General features: G+C 57.5%; 17 protein-coding genes and 2 pseudogenes. 16 read left to right on the top strand and 3 right to left on the bottom strand.

Going from position 1 to position 19,308, the window contains the following annotated elements:
• Window positions 1-9 precede the first annotated feature (9 nt).
• From NKJ23_RS31570 to NKJ23_RS31520, 11 genes and pseudogenes are all read left to right on the top strand, one after another.
• A complete protein-coding gene (locus tag NKJ23_RS31570; RefSeq protein WP_352684598.1) occupies window positions 10-1,089 on the top strand; it encodes an ABC transporter ATP-binding protein in 1,080 nt (359 codons plus the stop codon).
• Complete coding sequence (locus NKJ23_RS31565; RefSeq protein WP_352684595.1) at window positions 1,086-1,979, top strand: ABC transporter permease; 894 nt, start codon at window positions 1,086-1,088, stop codon at window positions 1,977-1,979. The genes NKJ23_RS31570 and NKJ23_RS31565 overlap by 4 nt, the downstream gene beginning before the upstream one ends.
• Entirely contained in the window at window positions 1,976-2,812 is an 837-nt protein-coding gene (locus tag NKJ23_RS31560; RefSeq protein ID WP_352684593.1) for an ABC transporter permease, read from the top strand. Before NKJ23_RS31565 ends, NKJ23_RS31560 begins: the two co-directional genes overlap by 4 nt.
• A gap of 23 nt (window positions 2,813-2,835) precedes the next feature.
• Entirely contained in the window at window positions 2,836-4,236 is a 1,401-nt protein-coding gene (locus tag NKJ23_RS31555) for an amidase (RefSeq protein ID WP_352684591.1), read from the top strand.
• A 152-nt stretch (window positions 4,237-4,388) separates the two neighbouring features.
• Complete coding sequence (locus tag NKJ23_RS31550; protein ID WP_352684589.1) at window positions 4,389-5,387, top strand: dihydroxyacetone kinase subunit DhaK; 999 nt, start codon at window positions 4,389-4,391, stop codon at window positions 5,385-5,387.
• On the top strand, window positions 5,384-6,034 hold the full coding sequence (locus tag NKJ23_RS31545) for a DAK2 domain-containing protein (protein ID WP_352684587.1): 651 nt from the start codon (window positions 5,384-5,386) through the stop codon (window positions 6,032-6,034). Before NKJ23_RS31550 ends, NKJ23_RS31545 begins: the two co-directional genes overlap by 4 nt.
• The gene (locus NKJ23_RS31540) at window positions 6,031-7,416 is read left to right on the top strand and encodes an NAD(P)/FAD-dependent oxidoreductase (protein WP_352684585.1); all 1,386 of its coding nucleotides are present in this window, start codon (window positions 6,031-6,033) and stop codon (window positions 7,414-7,416) included. The genes NKJ23_RS31545 and NKJ23_RS31540 overlap by 4 nt, the downstream gene beginning before the upstream one ends.
• A 247-nt stretch (window positions 7,417-7,663) precedes the next feature.
• Window positions 7,664-8,911: an NAD(P)/FAD-dependent oxidoreductase gene (locus NKJ23_RS31535; protein WP_352684583.1), complete on the top strand. Its 1,248-nt coding sequence runs from the start codon at window positions 7,664-7,666 to the stop codon at window positions 8,909-8,911.
• A gap of 32 nt (window positions 8,912-8,943) precedes the next feature.
• Entirely contained in the window at window positions 8,944-9,786 is an 843-nt protein-coding gene (locus tag NKJ23_RS31530) for an IolE/MocC family protein (protein WP_352684581.1), read from the top strand.
• A gap of 51 nt (window positions 9,787-9,837) precedes the next feature.
• A pseudogene (locus NKJ23_RS31525) lies at window positions 9,838-10,964 on the top strand (S-(hydroxymethyl)glutathione dehydrogenase/class III alcohol dehydrogenase).
• The gene (locus tag NKJ23_RS31520) at window positions 10,961-11,356 is read left to right on the top strand and encodes a MocE family 2Fe-2S type ferredoxin (protein ID WP_502902597.1); all 396 of its coding nucleotides are present in this window, start codon (window positions 10,961-10,963) and stop codon (window positions 11,354-11,356) included. Before NKJ23_RS31525 ends, NKJ23_RS31520 begins: the two are co-directional and overlap by 4 nt.
• Window positions 11,357-11,374: 18 nt before the next feature.
• Here the strand turns inward: NKJ23_RS31520 and NKJ23_RS31515 are convergent, their stop codons facing one another.
• Window positions 11,375-12,589 carry an NAD(P)/FAD-dependent oxidoreductase gene (locus NKJ23_RS31515; RefSeq protein WP_352684579.1) on the bottom strand — a complete coding sequence of 405 codons (1,215 nt, stop codon included), beginning with the start codon at window positions 12,587-12,589 and terminating at the stop codon, window positions 11,375-11,377.
• 138 nt (window positions 12,590-12,727) lie between these two features.
• Here NKJ23_RS31515 and NKJ23_RS31510 point away from each other — a divergent pair, with 138 nt between their 5' ends.
• The 3 genes from NKJ23_RS31510 (at window position 12,728) to NKJ23_RS31500 (ending at window position 16,975) form a co-directional block, all read left to right on the top strand.
• Window positions 12,728-13,714 (top strand): LacI family DNA-binding transcriptional regulator, encoded by a 987-nt coding sequence (locus NKJ23_RS31510; RefSeq protein WP_352684577.1) that lies wholly within the window; start codon window positions 12,728-12,730, stop codon window positions 13,712-13,714.
• Between the two features lie 463 nt (window positions 13,715-14,177).
• Entirely contained in the window at window positions 14,178-15,191 is a 1,014-nt protein-coding gene (locus NKJ23_RS31505; RefSeq protein WP_352684575.1) for a sterol desaturase family protein, read from the top strand.
• Between the two features lie 1,043 nt (window positions 15,192-16,234).
• A complete protein-coding gene (locus NKJ23_RS31500) occupies window positions 16,235-16,975 on the top strand; it encodes a TylF/MycF/NovP-related O-methyltransferase (protein WP_352684573.1) in 741 nt (246 codons plus the stop codon).
• Window positions 16,976-17,068: 93 nt separating this feature from the next.
• Here NKJ23_RS31500 and NKJ23_RS31495 read toward each other — a convergent pair whose 3' ends face one another.
• Window positions 17,069-17,773 carry an IS6 family transposase gene (locus NKJ23_RS31495; RefSeq protein ID WP_352684571.1) on the bottom strand — a complete coding sequence of 235 codons (705 nt, stop codon included), beginning with the start codon at window positions 17,771-17,773 and terminating at the stop codon, window positions 17,069-17,071.
• A 141-nt stretch (window positions 17,774-17,914) separates the two neighbouring features.
• On the opposite strand from NKJ23_RS31495, the gene NKJ23_RS31490 reads away from it, so the two are divergent.
• On the top strand, window positions 17,915-18,280 hold the full coding sequence (locus NKJ23_RS31490) for a hypothetical protein (RefSeq protein ID WP_352684569.1): 366 nt from the start codon (window positions 17,915-17,917) through the stop codon (window positions 18,278-18,280).
• 60 nt (window positions 18,281-18,340) lie between these two features.
• Window positions 18,341-18,605, top strand: a pseudogene (locus NKJ23_RS31485) (helix-turn-helix domain-containing protein); the annotation flags it as partial.
• Window positions 18,606-18,743: 138 nt separating this feature from the next.
• On the opposite strand, the gene NKJ23_RS31480 reads toward NKJ23_RS31485, so the two are convergent.
• Window positions 18,744-19,061 carry a site-specific integrase gene (locus tag NKJ23_RS31480; protein WP_352684614.1) on the bottom strand — a complete coding sequence of 106 codons (318 nt, stop codon included), beginning with the start codon at window positions 19,059-19,061 and terminating at the stop codon, window positions 18,744-18,746.
• Window positions 19,062-19,308: the final 247 nt, after the last annotated feature.

The raw sequence follows: 19,308 nt of genomic DNA, 5'->3' as shown, positions 1-19,308 counted from the left end.
TGAGGTGACATGAAACAGAATCCTGTCCTTGAGGTCCGCAACCTTTCACGCACCTTCGCTCAAGGTGCTGTGAGAGCTGTCGACCACATAGATCTGGACGTGCAACAGGGCGAGATCATCTCAATCCTCGGTCCCTCCGGCTGCGGTAAGACGACGACCATGCGCATCATTGCAGGATTGGAATCGCCGACCTCCGGAGAGGTTCGCATTCTCGGCAAAGACGTTGCGGGAAAGCCGCCCCACAAGCGCAATGTCGGTTTGGTTTTCCAGTCGTTGGCAATCTTTCCTCACATGAGCGTCAAACAAAATGTCGCCTTTGGCTTGCGCATGCAGGGTCTTGACAGCAAGCTGATCGAAACCAAGGTCGCCAAAGCCTTGGAACTCGTACAGCTTTCGCCGGAAAAGTTTGCGGAACGGCGACCAAGCGAGCTGAGCGGTGGGCAGCTTCAGCGGGTAGCCTTGGCGCGGACATTGGTGACTGAACCGGCGCTGGTCCTTTTCGACGAGCCTATGGCGGCACTCGACCGACGCCTTCGTGACTATATGGCCGTCGAACTTAGGGCGATCCAAAAGCACCTCGGCATTGCCGCCGTCTACGTCACGCACGATCAGGAAACGGCTTCTATGATGTCGGACCGCGTCATCATCATGAATGCTGGCAAGATTTTGCAAGCCGGGGCACCGGAGGAGATCTATGAGGCACCGAATTCTAGGTTCGTTTCCGATTTTCTCGGCGACACCAACACCCTTCGGATCGCGCGCGTACTCGACCATGCGAACGGGACATCGTTGGTGCAGACCGATGCCGGGCTCGCAATCCGTGTCGCAAATTGCACCGACATAGGTGAAGGAGCGTTTGTCATTTTTCGGCCCGAGCAGACAATTGTTCATTCCATTGACCCCGGCGGCGCTTTTGAGGGCAAGGTGGTGTCGTCGCAGTTTCGCAGTGGTCTCTACCGCTGGCAGATCGTACTTCCCGGTGGCAACACGCTTATTGCGCAGTCGACCGAAAACAGGCTCGCTTCATCTGCCGGCGATACCGCTTGGGTTACAATCGATTCCGACAAAGCGAGAATTGTTAGCCAATGACCGCGATCGAGAACTCCATCGCTCCGCTTCCGCCGATGGAAAAAGACGCGCCCATGCGCAAGCCGCCGATCAGGCTTCTTCTTCTTCCAGCTGGCACGCTGATCGGTCTCCTCTTGGTCTGCGCCCTGGTCGTCCTGCGCATGAGCGTCGGAGAACGGAATGCCGAATGGACAGGCTGGAGTTTAAGGGCCTACACGCAATTGGCCAGCTCCAGAAACATCGGCATCATAGTAGACACAATCTGGATGGCACTGCTGAGTGCCCTGATAACAACGCTCGTAGCCTTCCCCATCGCGCTTTTTCTGACACGGACGACATCAGCATTTGCCCGACGGCTCGTGCTAATTGCAATCCTGTTGCCGATGATCATTAGTCTGCTCGTGCAAAGCTTCGGCTGGATAGCTATTCTCGGGCCGAATGGGCTCCTCGACCAAGCGATTTCAGGCTTAACGGGAATCGAACGGCCCTTCTCGCTGCTCTTCAACCGCACGGGTGTCATGCTCGGACTCGTTCAGACGAGCATCCCGCTTGCCGTCCTGCCCACCGCCGCCGCGCTGCGCTCAATCCCTCTATCGCTTGAAGAGGCAGCAAATGTTCTTGGAGCAAACCGGATCAGAACCTATCGCCACATACTTCTGCCGTTGGCCTGGCCGGGTATAGCTGCGGGCGCCATTCTTGTCTTCGGGGTCAACACGGGTGCGTTTGTCGTGCCGTTGCTGCTGGGCGGGTTGAAGGTGATGACCATTGCGGTCGTAATCCGCGATCAGATGGGCACGTTTTCCAACTGGCCGCTCGGTGCCGCGCTGTCAGTCTTGCTGATCCTGTTGGCACTCGCCGTACAGTCGCTCAACCGCCTCATCGTGCGGACCAACGTGGAGATCAAGGGATGAGCATGCCGACCGCAACCGGGCGTGCCGGAATCGAGTGGCAGCTTGTCAAAGGTATCACTTGCTTGCTGCTGGCGCTGATGCTTGCACCAATCTGCATGGTCCTGGTGATCTCATTCACTAGCGGCGAGACGCTGCAGTTTCCGCCGCCGGCGCTTTCACTGCGCTGGTACCAGGAGGTCTGGACAATGCTGGTCGGTCCCGGCCCGGGGATCGCGAGATTGCGAGAATCACTGCTTGTCAGCTTGGAAATCGCGGCCCTGACTGCGCTTGTGTGTGTGCTGGCCGGTGTTCCGGCTTCCTATGCGCTGGTCCGATATCGTTTCGCGGGTAAGACACTTATCGAAGAGTTGATCGGCCTGCCGGTGGTATTTCCAGCCGTAGTTCTGGGAATTGCCTTGCTGGTGCTGGTAAGCGCCTCCGGTTTCGATTTTGGTATTTTTCAGATCGTAGTCGCCCATTCGATCATCGGGCTGCCGTTCCTCATGCGAAACTGCATGGCGGCGATGCGCGGTATTGATCCCATGTTGGAGGAGGCTGCGATGACGCTTGGTGCTTCCGCGCCCAAGGTCTTTCGGGAGATCGTCTTGCCGCTTGCCAGCGGCGGTATCGCCTCTGGTGCCATCCTCGTCTTCATCTTGTCTTTCAACGAATTCACGCTGAGCTATTTTCTCTACTCCGTCGATGTCTTCCCGCTCTCCATCTGGCTTTTCCAACAGGCAAATACATCCTTTAGCCCGGCGGTGTTTGCCGTGTCGTCGCTCATCGTCGTCGTCAACGTAGCGGCAGTCTTGGTCGTTGACGCAGTGATTGGAAGTCGCGGATCGGCTGCCTAGCACCACACCAGAGGATTTGTTCAATGACATTTGACCCGTTCTGGTCAATCGAGCAACTGTCGGATCGCTTCGCTCGGCGGGAACTGTCGTCCGTTGAGGCTGTAACCGAACTCTTCAGGCGCATAGCGGCCTGGGATGGCCGACTGCACGCCTTTTGTCAGGTCGACGAGAATGGCGCTCTGGCACGCGCCCGAGCCGCAGACGAAGCACGAGCTAACGGAATTTCCACGTCCCCTCTGCTCGGCGTCCCGCTAGCCGTGAAGGACATCTTCGATCAGGCCGGGCATGGCACGCATGCTGGCTCCAACGCTCTGAATGACAGGCTGCCAATCCGCTCGGCAAATGCGGTCGAAAAGCTCGAATCCGCAGGCATGATCGCCATCGGCCGCACCAACATGGTTGAGTTTGCCTATGGCGGATGGGGAACAAACCCAGTTCAGGGCGCGGCGTGCAATCCCTGGGGTCTGGAAACTCGCGTCGTTGCCGGGGGGTCAAGCAGCGGCTCGGCAGTAGCGGTCGCGGGTGGATTTGCCCCAGCCGCTTTGGGTACCGATACTGGCGGCTCTATCCGCACGCCTGCCGCCTGGTGCGGGATCGTCGGCCTCAAAACTTCAGTCGGGCTAGTCGGGCGCGGCGGCGTGGTGCCGCTGTGCCCGACACATGACAGCGTCGGGCCGATGACCCGCACGGTCCGAGACGCCGCGCTTCTGTTGGAAGCTATGGCGGGCTCAGATCCTCGCGATGTTGCCACGTGGCAGGTTCACTCGGTGCGTTCTCTTGCCACGATCGAGGATGGCGTGAAGGGCCTGCGGATCGGAATGCTCCCCGAGCGCGATTTGGCAGGCGTCGAGCCCGACATCCGGATGCTGTATGATCGCGCCATCGCCGAACTGACGGCTCTTGGCGCCCAATTCCACAAAATCGCTTTGCCATTGTCCATTAGCGATTATCTCGGCCGTGGCGGCGAAATCATGAGCGTCGAGAGCTATGCCCTCCTCAGCGCTTATGTCGACCATCCGGAAAGCCCTGTGAATCCGGTCATTGCAGAACGCATCAGCCGTGGCCGAGACATCAGCGGCCCAGCTTACTACCGCCTTCTCGAAACCCGCCGCCTGGCCCAGATCGGCTTTCAGGAAGCGGCAGTTGGATTTGACGCGTTCGTCGCGCCTGGCTCGCATCGAAGTCCCGTACCGCTTGCCGAAGTAGACGAAAGCCAACCTCCCAATCATTTTGGAAGACTGGTGAACTATCTCGATCTCGCCAGCCTGGTGGTGCCGGTCGGGTTGACATCGAATGGCCTGCCAGCTGGCCTGCAGATTGTTGTCAGAAAATTCAACGATGCCTTGGCGCTTCGGATCGGACGGACGCTGGAACGTGAGCGTGGCGGCCTGTTTGTGCCACCGCCAGGGTTGCAGCTCCAATGAAGTACACGGCTGAGTTCCACAACCCGGCGAACCCTCCGCATTTACCTATGCCAATGCCGAGCCCAACGGATTGCGAGGGCTTTTGAAAACACCGCAGTGGCTTGTGGCCCCACCGGATAAGAACTGAAGCGATAGACTGGCAGAGCGAGAACATGAAGAAGCTGATCAACAGTCCTGAGAAATATGTGGATGAAGCGCTGGCGGGGATGAGCTTGGCGCACCAGGGTGCCTATAAGATTTCCGGCAGCAACAGACGGGTCGTTGAACGAGCCAAGAAAAAGGCCGGGGGCAAGGTTGGAGTTGTGTCCGGCGGTGGGTTCGGGCACTTGCCGCTGTTTGCCGGATATGTCGGAGAAGGACTGCTGGATGCCTGCGCTGTCGGGCATGTGTTCGCCGGTCCGTCCTATGACGACATATCGGAAAGCCTGAAGGCGGCCGACCACGGCGGCGGCGTGTTGTCAGTCATAGCCAATTATGGTGGGGACACCATGGTGTTTGGCATGGTCAATGAAATGTTGACCGCGGAGGGCAAGGACTGCGCCACCGTAATTGTGGCCGATGATATCGCCAGCGCAGATAAGGATCGAGCGGAGACCCGTCGCGGTGTGGCTGGGATCATCTTCGCATTCAAGGTTGCTGGAGCCGCGGCGGAAAGGGGACTTAGTCTATCTGAGGTGAAAGCCGTGACTGAAAAGGCCATGGCTGGTTGCCGGTCCATAGGGGTAGCGCTATCGGCCTGCACAGTACCGCAGGCCGGCCAACCGACATTTGAGCTTGAAGACGATGCCATTGAAATGGGCATGGGCATTCATGGTGAGAAAGGGTTATGGCGCGGAGCACTTAAACCCGCTGACGAAATTGCCGCCGAGATGGTCGAGCGATTGTTGGACGATCTCAAACCCGTAGCGGGGACCAAGGTAGCGGTTCTAGTTAATAGCCTCGGTGCCACACCGCTAGAAGAACTCTTTATCCTGTACCGCAAAGTGGCCCAACTGCTCGAGGGAGAGGGTCTGAAAATCGCCTACTCACTCGCTGGTGAATACGCGACTTCAATGGAAATGGCGGGCGCCTCGGTCAGTGTTATGCAAGTCGACGACGAACTGCTCAGCTTGTTGAATGCTCCAGCCCAATGTCCGCTATGGAGGGCATGATGGCGACCGCCTTCACAGGAACGGATGTCGGCATAGCCATGCGGCGCGTCGCGCAAGCGCTCGTCGAGAGCAAAGACCGATTTAACAAGCTTGATGCTGCGGGTGGTGACGGTGACATGGGCACTACCTTGGCGACTGTTTCACAGGCGTTGCTAGCTGATGAGACCATCTATCCGGAGGACGTCGGCGAGAGTCTAATGCGCATTGCAAAAACAATTGCGCGGACCTCGGGCTCAAGCTTGAGTGCAGTAGTAATGACGGGACTGATCACGTTGGGAAAGACTTGGTCAACAAAACATGAAGTTGACTGGATTGAGATGGCCCCCGCATTGTCAAATGCTGTTGAGACGATGCAGGCCCGGTCAAAGGCCAGACTCGGCGACAAGACGGTGCTGGACGGAATAGCTCGGGTCGCACGGAGCGTTGAGGGGATTTCAACTGCAGAAGAGATGAGAGCCACCGCGCAACAAGCGACCGCCGACGCGTTGGCGGAATTTCGCAGTTGCCCGGCAATCATTGGCAGGCTGCGGCTCGAGCCATCCAAAGGGGTCGGAACTGACGATCCGGGCATGGTTGCGTTGCATGTTGCCGTATCCGCCATGGCAGGGTCGCTCTCTGGCGGAGCAGTGGGCGGATACAACAAATGACCGATCGGCGCACCGAATTTTCGTCCGTTCCTCACGAAATAAATCAGACGCCCAGACCGATACCCGCGAAAGCAGATGTCGTTGTGGTCGGCGGCGGCATTATCGGAATCGCCACCGCCCTGTTCCTTACACGACGCGGGCTATCGGTCGTCGTGTGTGAAAAAGGGCATGTCGCATGCGAACAATCCAGCCGCAATTGGGGGTGGGTGCGCAAGATGGGGCGCGATCCAGCCGAGATACCCTTGTCTGTCGCCAGTGCAAAGCTCTGGGCTGGAATGAACGCGCTTACAAGCATTGAGACTGGATACCGGAAAACCGGCATCTACTATTTGTGCAAAGACAAGAAGGACATCCAAAAGTATGAAGAATGGCTAAGTTTCGCCAAGGATCATAATCTCGATTCCTCCCTACTTACGCAGGGTGGTTTGAGAGAGCGTTTCCCAACTCTGAAGGGTCATTGGGAAGGTGCGCTATTTACCGCGAGCGATGGACGCGCCGAACCTTCCATGGCGACGCAAGCTATGGCGACTTCATTGCGCACAAACGGCGGGCAAATCATTGAAGATTGCGCTGTGCGTTGCATCGAGACAGCGGCGGGCTCGGTCCATTCTGTCGTAACGGAGCACGGCGAGATTCGCTGCCGGTCCGTCGTGCTGGCTACCGGCGCCTGGACGAGACTGTTCTGCGGCAACTTGGGCATTGATTTCCCCCAATTGAAGGTCATCGGATCGGTCATGCGTACGGGGCGACTTGAGGGACCTCCCGAGTGCGCAGTCGCGGGTCGGGATTTCGCTTTTCGCAAGCGCTTTGACGGTGGCTATACGATCGCTCAGAAGAACGCCAACATCGCGCAGATCGTTCCGGACAGCTTCCGTTTGCTCTTCCAGTTTCTGCCCGCGTTTCGGTCAGAAGGGAATGAAATTCGCCTTCGTTTCAGCAAGCAGTTCTTTAGGGAGATGAACACCCCCATGACGTGGCGACCGGACCAGGTTACCCCCTTCGAAGTAACCCGGGTTCTCAACCCAAAGGCCTCGGAAAAGATCCTTAGCGAGGGGCTGAGCAACCTACGGAAGGCGTTTCCTGAGTTTGCCAACGCCAAAGTCGAAGAAAGCTGGGGATGCGCTATCGATGTCACGCCGGATGCGGTGCCCGTGATCGACACGGTCGACGAAACCCCGGGCTTGCTAATCGCGAGCGGTTTCTCGGGCCATGGATTTGGGATCGGGCCTGGGGCTGCCCATCTCGTCGCTGACATAGTCACGGGCCAAAGGCCAATCGTATCTTCGGAACCGTTCAAATTGGCTCGGTTGTCGAAGCTAGCTAAATCCAGAGAGAAGCAAGCAAGAGGGCATAGTTCGTCCTCGACTTCCGGCTCCCACTAGTTGCGTTGTTGTGATGTGCGGAACATTTGGGTTGGCCACCGTGGGGAGAAAACGTTTCAACCTAGTGATTCGAGGCTGACGGTTTCGGACGGGGTGAAAAATCCCATACAACAAATAACAAATTTCCGCTTCTGCGGTTTGATGGGAAACACTCAACTCTAGCGATGACATTGTGTAATCTGTTCTGCAAGGGTCAGCATGAGAACGGCGTACAAGCCGCCCAAACGGAACAGATATGGAGCAACTCATGACCGATCGCGGCATGGTAATTGTGGGAGCGGGACATGCAGGCGTGAGCGCGGCACTCGCCCTGCGCGCCAGCGGATGGCGGCACACGATCACGCTGCTCGAAACGCAGGACGTTCTGCCTTATGAGCGCCCGCCGCTCTCTAAGAGCGTTCTGACGGGCGATAGGATCATCGAAGATTACCGACTGTTCATGCCTGGCAAGATGGAGGAGCTTGCCATTGTTTTTCGACGAAATGCTCACGTGGCAGCCATCGACCTCGGCGAACGTAACCTCGTCCTTTCGGATGGCCAGACGCTTGCATATGAACGGCTGCTCCTGGCACCTGGAGCCATAGCGCGCACGCTTCCGATTCCTGGTTCCGACAGCCGAGGCGTGTTGACCCTAAGGAATGCTGCGGACGCCGCTCAGCTTCGAGAAAGGATTAGGATTGGCTCGGGTTCCCGATTGGCAATCATTGGCGGAGGCCTCATAGGGCTTGAAGTCGCGGCAAGCGCGCGCGCACTTGGCTGTGAAGTGACCGTTATTGAAGTCGGTCGCAGGATCATGATGCGAACGTTGCGGGAAGAAATGGCGCGCCGCGTTCAGTCCTGTCACGAACAGGCCGGAGTCGAGTTCTGCCTTGGTAGCCGGATCGTTTCGATCGTGGGTGATAACGAGGTCCGCGGCGTTGAGCTTGATGATGGTACCCTTGTTAGAAGCAATACCGTCCTTGTCTGTGTGGGCGCGTCACCGCGCGTCGAACTAGCGAAAGAAGCCGGACTGGCCATCGACAACGGCATAGCTGTCGATCGTCATTTGAGGACAAGCGATCCTTTCATCTATGCGGCGGGCGACGCCTGCGCATTCGAATGGGAGGGTGGACCCCGGACACGCCTTGAATGCTGGAAAACGGCAAACGACCAAGGAAAAACGGCGGGGCGCAACATGCTCGGAATTTCCGAGGCATATCTTCCAGAACCGTGGTTGTGGTCGGATCAATATGACAAGTCAATCCAAGTGGCCGGGTATCCGGACAGATCGCGTCACGATGTCGACCGCTTCTGCCAAGACGAGTCCCATTTGATTTTCCACCTGGGCGAACATGGGGAAGTAGTTGGCTTCAGCGGCTTCGGCTCGCAGCGGCAAGTCGGACACGGCGTCAAGGTCGCCAGGTTATTGATGCAGCATGGGGTTCGGCCGAGTCCCGTGGACCTTGGCGACGCTTCGCTCGATCTGCGATCGTTGCTCGGCTCTGTTGCGGCATAGAAAGCCACCACTCTGCCGGCTGGAGAATGGGAATGGTACAAAAGCTTCTTATGCTTCAATCTTTGTGGGCAATGGAGCGCCGCCACACCGATGGCTTCGAACGGTCGTTGGAAGAAAACGTCGAAATGATCGTCAATGAGAAATTCGACGGCGTCAGCGGAGAGTGGGAAGATCGGCAATTGGTGCGACGGCTTTCCCCCCTGCTGAGAGCTGCGGGGCTGGTTGCGGAAGGGCAGTGCTTTCCCAAGACTATCGATGATCTGAAACCGGTCCTTGAGAACGCTGTGGAATGCGGCGTTCATCATCTGAACATACAGCCGGACATTCGCCCGCGCTGGCTGCAGGATTGCATGCCGCTTCTCGAAGGATGGCGCCGCCTGGCCGAACAGGTTGATTTTCCTGTCTATTTTGAAACGCACCGCAACCGGATGACCACAGATCTCTATTTCGTTTTGGATTTGTTGGACTGCATGCCGGATCTGAAGCTTGTGGGCGACCTGTCCCATTTCCTCGTCGGGCGGGAATTTTCATGGCCGGTTCCCGCACAGGAGACCAGCTATATTCACCGCGTCCTTCAGAACTGCTGGGCGCTTCACGGCAGGGTGGCATCGCGCGAACAGGTCCAGATTGAGATATCGTATCCGCATCACCGCATGTGGGTAGACCTGTTTCTTGACTGGTGGGATTTTGGTTTCAGAAGCTGGAAGCGCAGGGCTCCTGCGGACGGCACTCTCGCTTTCGTCTGTGAACTAGGACCAAAGCCATATGCCATCACCGCCGCAGACGGAAACGATAGCACCGATAGGTGGGCTGAGGCTCTCTTTTTGCGAAGACTTGTCCGGGAGAGGTGGGATTCAATTGGTGCTCAAGTGTAGCCTTTCAGTATCTAGGCCTGTGTATTTGTGGATTGTTCGGAGTGAGATTTCATGAAAACGCGTGCCGCCGTTGCCGTCGCCGCCGGAAAGCCACTGGAGATCATGGAGGTGGACCTTGAGGGGCCGCGCGAGGGCGAGGTGCTGGTCGAGATCAAGGCAACCGGCATCTGCCACACCGACGAGTTCACGCTGTCGGGCGCCGATCCGGAAGGCCTGTTTCCGGCGATCCTCGGCCAGAGGGCGCCGGCATCGTCGTCGATGTCGGCAAGGGCGTCTCCTCGGTCAGGAAGGGCGACCATGTCATCCCGCTCTATACGCCGGAATGCCGGCAGTGCCCGTCCTGCCTGTCGCGCAAGACCAATCTGTGCACCGCCATCCGCGCCACCCAGGGACAGGGCTTGATGCCCGACGGCACCTCGCGCTTCTCGATCGGCAAGGACAGGCTGTTCCACTACATGGGCTGCTCGACCTTTTCCAATTTCACCGTGCTGCCCGAGATCGCGGTGGCCAAGGTCAATGCCGACGCCCCGTTCGACAAGATCTGCTACATCGGCTGCGGCGTGACCACCGGCATCGGCGCTGTGATCAACACGGCCAAGGTCGAGCAAGGCGCGACGGCGGTCGTGTTCGGCCTCGGCGGCATCGGCCTCAACGTCATCCAGGGCCTTCGCCTTGCCGGCGCCGACATGATCATCGGCGTCGACCTCAACAACGACAGACGAGCCTGGGGCGAGAAATTCGGCATGACGCATTTCGTCAATCCGAAGGAGATCGACGGCGATGTCGTGGCTCATCTCGTCAACATGACCAAGCGCGGCGCCGACCAGATCGGCGGCGCCGACTATACGTTCGACTGCACCGGCAACACCAAAGTCATGCGGCAGGCGCTAGAAGCGTCGCATCGCGGCTGGGGCAAGTCGGTCATCATCGGCGTTGCCGGCGCCGGCCAGGAGATCTCGACGCGGCCGTTCCAGCTGGTCACCGGCCGCACCTGGATGGGCACCGCCTTCGGCGGCGCGCGCGGCCGCACCGACGTGCCGAGGATCGTCGACTGGTACATGGAGGGCAAGATCCAGATCGACCCTATGATCACGCATACGCTGAAGCTCGAGGACATCAATAAGGGCTTCGACCTCATGCATGAGGGCAAGTCGATCAGGAGCGTCGTGGTGTTTTGAACGAAACTACAGGAAAGGGTGCCTCGTCGCAGTCATCCATCCCAGCAGAACTAGAAAAGGAACAGGTAGTGTCTGATAATTCTCATTGGATCAAAGCATTGAACTTGACCGATATTGTACAGAACGATGTCAAGCGGTGGGACTACGGTTCAAAAAGTTTTGCCATTTTTCGCACTGCTGAGGATCGGTGTTATGTGACGGATGACATATGCACGCATGAGTATGCGCACATCTCCGACGGCTTCGTCATGAATCATACGATCGAATGTCCGCGCCATGCGAGTAGCTTCGATTTCAGGACCGGCGAAGCCCTTAACCCGCCAGCGTGTATTAACCTCAAGACCTATGCCACCAAGATCGAGGACGGCGTGATTTATGTCGATGTGAGATAAGTGCAGGTTGCAGCCTAGCTAGTCGAGCATGCCATTTTCTAGGGCTTTGAGATCGGGGTTCAATCTTTCCGAGATCCAATGGTTCGCTCGGCGGATTTCGCGCCCGATTATCTCTGCTTTGCCGAAGCCGGTGGCACCTATAAGTCGGCCCGCGACATCAAGATGGTAGAGGATGAAAGCGTCACCGATATGACGGGTCACCGCAGAGGATCCTAGATGCGGCAATCCAACGATCTGAATCGACCAATCATATTGGTCGGACCAGAAAAATGGGACCGAGTTGCCCCCCACCTCCTGCCCGAGAAGAGAGGCCGAAACGATCCGCGCGTGATCTTCGGCATTCCGCCAAGCTTCTACCCTGATATGCCGCTCGAAGAGGGGGTGCCAAAAAGAGGCGCAGTCGCCGCACGCATAAATGTCCGAATGCGACGTCCTAAGCCCTGAATCTGTGATGATTCCGCCCTCGACAGTTAAGCCAGCCGACTTTGCCAAGCTGGTGTTCGCGCTAACACCAGTGCCCACAACCGCCACGTCGCAAGGGATGGTCTCACCGGTGGAAAGATGAGCCGATTTCAATGCCCCCGAAGCATCGGCCGCGAACCTTTCAATCATGCTGCCGAATCTGAAATTGACCCCGGCAGCATGATGATGCAACGCGACGGCCTCGCTCAGGCGCCGCGGGGCGATCCTGGCAAGCAGCCTGTCGGACGCCTCCACCACCAAAACGCTCATTCCTCGCAGCCGCGCAGCTGCCGCAACCTCCAGGCCGATGAAACCGCCTCCGACGACGATCAGTCGTTTGCCCTTGGAAAAATGCTTTCCTATCTTTTTCGCATCGTCGAACGTCCGGAGACTGTGGACGCCATGATTGTGGCTGCCAGGCACGGAGAACTCGCGAACATACGAGCCAGTCGCGATGACCAGCTTGTCATATGAAATGGCCTGTCCGGTGCTCGTTTGAACGGCTTTGTTCCCGATTTCCAAAACGGCGGCTGAGACATTAGCGACGAGATCGACACCCTGCCATGCAAGGTCATGTTCGCGCCATATAAGGCAGTCAGCCAGTTCGGAAGTGCCGAGGAGGACGCCTTTCGAAAGGGGAGGTCGATTATATGGCGGATGTGCCTCACTGCTGATCAACGTAATCTCGAAATCGCGACCGGCGTTCGATACGATCTGCGCGACGCGCCCCCCCGCCTGTCCCCCGCCAACGATGACCAGCCTTCTCATCATTTTAACTTGCAGGTTCGAACTTTGACAACTGGAATGAGCAATCTAGATGCCCCTTTCGGTTTCTTTCTATACGCTAGACCGAGGAGTTACCTCTACTGGTTTGTAGTCGATATGATATAGGTTCATATGAGGGTAAAATTGAAATTGATTTCAGAGCTTGCGGGCGTTGGCCTTGCAACGGTAGACCGCGTACTGAATGAACGGGGAGGCGTCAAGCCCGAAACGGCCCGCAAAGTCCTCGATGCTGCTCGACGACTCGGCTGGGGAAAGTCGTTGCCGCTGCCCTATCGGAGCGGACTTCGATTTGAGATACTGCTAGGCCGACGTGAACTTCCCTACGTTGCGCAGATCAACGACGCTTTCGAGCGCTTCCTACCCTTGATTGACCGCAGCATTACACTTCAGCGAACCTTCGTGGACGATACCAAACCTCACCGCGTTGCCGAAGCGATTCTGAAGGCGCGCTGCAATGCGTTGATTGTTTATGGTCAGGAGCACGATGCCGTTCTCGACGCAGTCGGTTCCATCACGTCCGCAGGTGTGCCCGTTGTGACGATGCTTTCGGATTTGCCGACCACGCCCCGGTTGGCCTACGTCGGCATTAATCATTATAAAGCTGGTAGAGCCTCGGCCTTCTTCATGTCCAAGATGGCGCGACGGCCCGGTCCTCTTATTGGATTGTATAGCAGCTTCCAGTATAGAGCACAGGCCGACAGGATCGCGGGCTTTCGCGACGGCCTTCGAGATTATGCGCCGGGCGTGCACTCCACGGTACTGCTTGAAGGGCGAGATAACGAGATTGTCATACGAGATGTGCTTTCACGGGCGCTTCGCAGCCATCCTGATGCCGCAGGTATCTACAATGCGGGTGCTTTCAACAGTGCCATAGAGCAGACGCTCCCTATCGTCCGTCCATCAGATCGTTTAACAATAATCGGACACGGCCTTGCAGAAGACACGATAGGTATGTTGCGAAACGAGAATATGGCACTAGTTATCGACCAGAATATAGACCTGCAGGTTCGCCAGGCGATCGACATCCTTAATTATCGGTTTGGTCTCTCCAGTAAGATATATAGCGAGACGACTGTCCCCTTCACACTGCATATGCGAGAAAATGTATAGAGCCTTCGAATGGCGAAGTGCGCTACTTCAGCTTCGGTTACCCTTAGCGTTGGGCGAAGTTCAAATCGCGCCTGGCAATTGCTGCAGGACCAATTGAACTAATCCCATTGCTTTCGATCTGAGTAGAAAGCGAAGATTTCGATACTCGCCTCAAATCTACCGCACGGAACGTGTTAGCGAAGCTTGTCTAAAACGAAAGCTACTGGTTCAGGTTGGAAGGAAACTGGCAGCGGTCGGAAAGGCTGGATGTCGGCGCGCGCCCAAGCCGTGCAGGTTTTCTGGTAGCCGCGTCCGATATAGCCGCTGACTTTCGTGATCCGATACTATGGGGCGCTGAACGTTCCGGTTGTAAGAGAGTGGTCCGATGAGGGTTTCGCATCAAAAGTGGTGTGGCGCCGAGCAAAATTGGTTGGTACGGATGCGAAACAGTTGACCGACAGCCGCGTATCGCAGGATTACCTCCATGGCCCATGAAACAGACCGCCCCGACACCGGTGGCTGGACCCCTCCGGAGCATATTGAAATCCCCCCAGTCTTTGTTTGGCCGCCGAGACCTGCCACATTGCTTAAGTACTTGTTCGGTTGGAACGGCTATCTGTTCCCGTTCCACGCCCTGTACGTGGCTTTAGGCGTGCTCTACTGGTGGTACTTGATCCCAGACCTCGCCGAAATGAAGTCGTTGCGGGTCGACTGGATTGCCCAGCTGTTCCTTGAGAACCTCGTCATCATCCTCGTCTGGACCAGCCTCTGGCATCTTAGGCTTTACGTTCAGCGGGCGCAGGACACCGAATACAAGTATAACAGGCGGTGGCCAAAGAACTCCGATCTGTTCCTTTTTGGCAACCAGTTCTATGACAACGCGTTCTTGACGCTTTTCAGTGCTGTGCCGATATGGACAGCCTATCTGGTCCTCACGCTTTGGGCCATGGCGAACGGGTGGATTCCCTATCTCGACGCCCGCGAGCATCCAATCTACCTAGCGCTGTTCGTGTTGCTGTTGCCACTATTCCGGGAAGTGCATTTCTATGCGATTCACCGCCTGATCCACTGGCCCTTCCTCTATCGCTGGATTCACAGCGTCCATCACAAGAATTCGAATCCGACGCCCTGGTCTGGCTTGGCAATGCACCCGGTGGAGCACATTCTATTTTTCTCATCCGTCCTTCTCAATTGGATTATACCTTCGAACCCGTTCATGGTGGGATACCATTTGCTGCGCATGGGCCTGACTCCGGCACCCGATCACAGCGGCTTCGGGAAAGTCGTCTTTGTAAACGGCAAAGCGCAAATCGATGCGGCAACATATGCGCATTATCTCCATCACCGGTTCTTCGAAGTGAATTATAGTGACGGCGCTGTGCCGATCGATCTGCTGTTCGGAACCTTTCACGATGGCTCCCAAAAGGCACACGACGCCATGAATGAACGGTTCAAAAAGAAGAACGCAAGAAGAGGAATCAGTTCGCCCGCTGCCTGAGGCCGGCCTTGTGCGGCTCTTCCGTGGGCAGCTCCAGCTGTTGCATGTGCGCGTTGCAGCAGCCGGCCAGTCGTCGCGATCCCGAGTTGCGGCAAGATCAGATCGCCGAAAGCATCGGTGGTAAGACCGGTAACTTCTCTGGGGTAACCGCGGCCACGAATTGTTAGCGTGGACAGGCCATCAACCTCACTTGTTCAATGGACGATGATGCCGCGACGAGCTCGCCGACTGCCGGATCGTCAACAAGCGAGGTGAGGGCTGGCCCCTCTCGAAGCTGGCCTCCTGCGCCGAAATGAACGGCGAGCTTTGTGACCGGCTGCGTGCAGGATTTCGAGAGCCAGAGCCTCAGGTGCCTTCGCTGTACAAGCCCAAGCCGCCTCTTCTCTGAGCCGCATAACCCACGCCTGCGCCGCGCAGCCCTGCCACACCACCGGGCATACGGATCTCGTACAACGGCGGTTCGACCAGATTTGACTTAGACCGAGACATAGGGACGGGGAGACCGAGCGACTCGAAGTGGGGCTGCGCAGGGTCTCTTGGACCGCCGGGTCCTGACATGCTCCAGAATCCGGTCGGTGAACCGGCAGCAGCGGCGGGCCGGAGCTTTGTCACGGCACGACCGCGATTCCACCCGTTCCTCCATTGCTTCTTCCAAGTCTCGTCGCTGGCAGTGCTGTCCGGGGAAAGTTTTTCGGTTGCAAACAGTGCAACAGGGTCGCGGAGGACTCGCGCCGGTTGCATGATGCGGCGTCTTCGTATTGACCACGGACAGAAGCATGGTTCCAGCGGCGAGATGGTCGCTCGAAGAGACTTGACGAGCAAGGGCCATGACCGCAGGGCTGCTGAAGGGGCCGAAATGGCATAACCTGCTAGTCGCAAAACCTTAACAAACAATAACTTGCATGTACGGTCATCGCCGCCAACAATTGCCATTCACGGACTGTCCCGATGGGACGAATACCGTGGAGTGAGTAGTAGAATTGGCGGATAAGGCAAGCCTGACAATGCCTTGAACACGCCATCTTTTGACGAGGAGTTCTTCGATGACAATAGTTCTGCCTGAATTCGGGGAGGCGTTTAGGAGATCACGTGGCCGAAATGTTCGCGCTGGCTTACAACGTGGAGTAGGCCTGCAGGACCACAATCTGGCTGAGCAATTACACCAGGACAAGCTTTACAATAAGGCAATGGAACTGGCACAAAACCGAACAGTCCTGACCGAGCAGAACCGAATGAATCTCTATCTCATCTTACGTTTCGGCTTCGACAGCCTGGCGGCCGGCCATATCGTCGAGTTCGGCACTTATCGCGGCGGCAGCGCGCTCTTTATGGCCGCCGTTTGCAAGGAACTCTATCCCGACATGAAAGTCTACGCTTTCGACACTTTTGAGGGTATGCCGCCAACAGACCCGCAGCGTGACCTCTACAGAGCAGGCGATTTCGGTGATGCAGAATTCGAAGATCTGCTGGAGATCATCGAGAGGGAGAAGATCGAGAATCTCCATCTGGTTCGGGGGCGTTTCGAGGACACTGCCGAGGACGCACTGAAAAATATAGGCGCGGTCCGTTTAAGCCATATCGACTGTGATATATACACAGCGGTGAAGTATAGTTACGATATCTCCCGAAAATATATGGTTGATGGAGGCTATTGGGTGTTCGACGATTGCCTGTATGCGGACTGCATGGGAGCCATGGAGGCGGTGGAGGAACTGACGATCCAGCGGGACGGCCGCTTCGCGGAGCAGGTTTTTCCACATCTAGTCTATCGCAATTGGCCGTAAGCCGAATCTTACCATCCCGCGAGCAGGCATTCCAACGGTTCCGTCGCAAACTCCAGCTGAGGTCGCAAGGGCAGGTTGAGCGTCACGCGGCGCTCATGCGGCGAGCATTTCGAACTGCTTGGCAATGGAGGGCGTGGGATTGTAGGCAAACCTGGCCTGTCGTTTGCGCATCATATGAACCATCTCGATGCCCGAGAGGATAGTTTCGGCGGTTGTGGTTGACTTGAAGCCGAACATGGACCGGACGCGGCGCTTGATGCGCCTATGATCCTGTTCGATGCGGTTGTTGAAATACTGGCTCTTGCGGATTCTGATCGACTTCAGTGCTCGTCGCGATCGATGCCGCAGGCGATTTTCAAGATCGCGAGATCGGATGGCCTCGTGATTGGTCTGGCTGCCGTCGATGGCGATACGTTCCGGCCTGCCATGGCGCTGCAGGGCCTTCCGTGAGAAGCGTTTGGCCGCCGGCAGGTCACGGTTCTCGCTGAAAAAGAATTCGACCGTATCGCCGAGGCTGTCGATAGCACGATAGAGATACATCCATTGGCCTCGAACCTTGATGTAGGTTTCGTCCATGTGCCATTTTCCAGTGACGCTCCGCTTGCGCCGGTTGAATCGGTCCAGCAGCTCAAGCGAGAAGTGCACGACCCAGCGGTGGACAGTGGAATGGTCGACGTGAATGCCGCGCTCGGCCATCATCTCTTCCAGATCGCGCAGGCTGAGATTGTAGGCAAGATACCAGCGAACGCACAGCAGGATCACGGATCGATCAAAATGGCGGCTCCTTGAACATGACAAACTCCCGGAAAAGAGCAAGCATCATGCAGCAAATGACCTTTCCGAAAAGTTTGCGACAGAACCTCGCCTGAAACGGCTGCTCACAATCAGCGAAATGCGCAGACGGAAGGGACCTTCAAGAGGGTCTGGTTCGCCAAGGCCGTGCACAAGGCGCGGATCAGCGACGCCGCCCTTTGCAAGGCGATCGCGCAGGTGGCGGACCATCTCATCGCGATCGGCGGTCATCGAAGACAGCTGCTGGGTCAACGAGGTGACCTGACGTTGCAGATCGTCAGAGTCCGGGGGCGTCTGCAGGGCGAGCCGCGCCGTCAGCGCCGCGCGGTCGGCGTTGGCCGCGTCGAGCTTGAGGAGCAGGTCCTGGACCCGCCTACGCGCCTGGTCGCGCTCAGCGAGCGCACCTGTGAGGTTACTGTCGCCCGCATCAACGTGCGCAAGCCCAGGCCCGCTCAACGGCCGAAGCCCGATAAGTCCGGGATGGTGGACAACAAGGCGTCTGGCGTCTCCTGATGGTTCAACTCGGAAACTCTTGGGAAATTTGCCCTCAATGCGTACAGCGCACCTACGCATCGCCTCCTCTTGGCCGCGAACGACGGCGTGAACGACGAGGTGATCGCCGCAACCTTGAAGGTCTCAGGATCGACGATTTATCGGACCCGGCGCCGCTTTGTGGAAGCGAACCTGGAGGGAGCGCTCACCGAGGAGCCGCGCCAAACTATCGAGCAAGGAGGAGGCGCTTTTGGTGGCGACCGCCTGCTCAAAGCCGCCACCGGGACGGGCCCGCTGGACCCTCGAACTCCTGGCCGATGAGATGGTCCGGCTCAACGTGTACGCATTACAACGTGGGGGCGATGCTTGCTCGGTTTTGTAACCGGTTGCGGAGGCGCAAACCGGAGAAAACCGGCAGCTGCGCCAAGGGGGAAACCCCCTTTGGAAACCCCGTCCGTGCCGTGGAGAGGCTCGTGGCCATCTTTCACCTGAATGTTAAAAACATCAGCCGCGGCGAGGGGCGTTCCATCGTGGCGGCCGCCGCGTACGCATGGCGGAATCCGTGGGTATTTCGGAGCCCGGCCTTGAGCGTCTGGTACTCGAACCTTTTGAGGTGTTCGACGTAGCTCAGCTGAGCAGGGATCAGGGACCCGCTCCCGGGGACGAGGCGCAGGACGTGCTCAAGGACCTGACGCTGTTCCAGCGTGGTCACCGGGACGGTCCTTGCCCGCCCGCCTTTCGTCCAGCTCGCCTGCAGGGCGATATGATCGGCGCGGGCGGCTGCCTGCGGCTGAAATTTCATGGCTTCCTCGCGCCGCAGGCCGAACGCCACCTGCAACAGGACAGAGGCCTTGATATGGGGACAAGAAAGCGCGCCAGCGCCTCGCTTTCCAGATGGAACAAGCGGCTGTACATCGGCACGCCAAGCCGCGATCACTGTAGACAGGCCGCGCGAGTGGCAGCTTATGATTGAAGGCGATCGCAATATTCGGCGTATTTAGCTGCCAACTCCTCCGCGCGATTTTCGCACTCATCCAGCGCCATTGCTT

Origin of the sequence: Mesorhizobium sp. M0184 (genome assembly GCF_040322215.1) — a bacterium.
Classification (GTDB): domain Bacteria; phylum Pseudomonadota; class Alphaproteobacteria; order Rhizobiales; family Rhizobiaceae; genus Mesorhizobium.
This window is presented reverse-complemented; position numbering and strand designations above follow the sequence as displayed.

What these genes read in the sequence shown, in the direction of transcription:
- NKJ23_RS31505 (WP_352684575.1), top strand. Translation starts at nt 14,178, where the DNA reads ATGGCCCATGAAACAGACCGCCCCGACACCGGTGGCTGGACCCCTCCG.
- NKJ23_RS31500 (WP_352684573.1), top strand. Translation starts at nt 16,235, where the DNA reads ATGACAATAGTTCTGCCTGAATTCGGGGAGGCGTTTAGGAGATCACGT.
- NKJ23_RS31550 (WP_352684589.1), top strand. Translation starts at nt 4,389, where the DNA reads ATGAAGAAGCTGATCAACAGTCCTGAGAAATATGTGGATGAAGCGCTG.
- NKJ23_RS31565 (WP_352684595.1), top strand. Translation starts at nt 1,086, where the DNA reads ATGACCGCGATCGAGAACTCCATCGCTCCGCTTCCGCCGATGGAAAAA.
- NKJ23_RS31545 (WP_352684587.1), top strand. Translation starts at nt 5,384, where the DNA reads ATGATGGCGACCGCCTTCACAGGAACGGATGTCGGCATAGCCATGCGG.
- NKJ23_RS31535 (WP_352684583.1), top strand. Translation starts at nt 7,664, where the DNA reads ATGACCGATCGCGGCATGGTAATTGTGGGAGCGGGACATGCAGGCGTG.
- NKJ23_RS31560 (WP_352684593.1), top strand. Translation starts at nt 1,976, where the DNA reads ATGAGCATGCCGACCGCAACCGGGCGTGCCGGAATCGAGTGGCAGCTT.
- NKJ23_RS31515 (WP_352684579.1), bottom strand. Translation starts at nt 12,589, where the DNA reads ATGATGAGAAGGCTGGTCATCGTTGGCGGGGGACAGGCGGGGGGGCGC.
- NKJ23_RS31570 (WP_352684598.1), top strand. Translation starts at nt 10, where the DNA reads ATGAAACAGAATCCTGTCCTTGAGGTCCGCAACCTTTCACGCACCTTC.
- NKJ23_RS31480 (WP_352684614.1), bottom strand. Translation starts at nt 19,061, where the DNA reads ATGAAATTTCAGCCGCAGGCAGCCGCCCGCGCCGATCATATCGCCCTG.
- NKJ23_RS31555 (WP_352684591.1), top strand. Translation starts at nt 2,836, where the DNA reads ATGACATTTGACCCGTTCTGGTCAATCGAGCAACTGTCGGATCGCTTC.
- NKJ23_RS31540 (WP_352684585.1), top strand. Translation starts at nt 6,031, where the DNA reads ATGACCGATCGGCGCACCGAATTTTCGTCCGTTCCTCACGAAATAAAT.
- NKJ23_RS31530 (WP_352684581.1), top strand. Translation starts at nt 8,944, where the DNA reads ATGGTACAAAAGCTTCTTATGCTTCAATCTTTGTGGGCAATGGAGCGC.